This is a genomic window from Intrasporangium chromatireducens Q5-1 (assembly GCF_000576575.1).
In the GTDB taxonomy this organism is placed as follows: Bacteria; Actinomycetota; Actinomycetes; order Actinomycetales; family Dermatophilaceae; genus Intrasporangium_A; species Intrasporangium_A chromatireducens.
In genome coordinates this window covers 1-345 of record NZ_AWQS01000619.1, presented here as the reverse complement: position 1 = coordinate 345, position 345 = coordinate 1, and the positions used below count along the sequence as shown (strand labels likewise).

1 protein-coding gene is annotated in these 345 nt (G+C 69.3%); it reads left to right on the top strand.

The features are described 5' to 3' along the window. On the top strand, positions 1 to 345 hold a 345-nt coding region (locus N864_RS23150; protein ID WP_034723235.1), incomplete at both ends, for a cytochrome c biogenesis ResB family protein.

Here is a 345-nt window from a genome sequence, read left to right as displayed (position 1 = left end):
CGGTCTCGACGTACAACACCTTCTCGCCCGGCCCGTGGGTGGACCCGTCGCGGATCCCGAACTTCGTGCTGCAGGTCGACCGGTTCCAGGCGGACTTCATCCAGGCCCCCGGCCAGAGCTTCGGGCAGCCCCGGGACTTCATCGCCCATACGACGGTGCAGTCCGAGCCGGGCGCGCCGGCCGTGCCGGAGCAGATCAGCGTCAACCACCCGCTCGCCATCGACGGCTCGGACGTGTTCCTCCTCGGCAACGGCTACACCCCGGTCATCACGGTCCGGGATGCCAAGGGCGAGGTGCTCTACCAGGAGGCGACGCCGTTCCTGCCGCAGGACCCGAACTACCGCT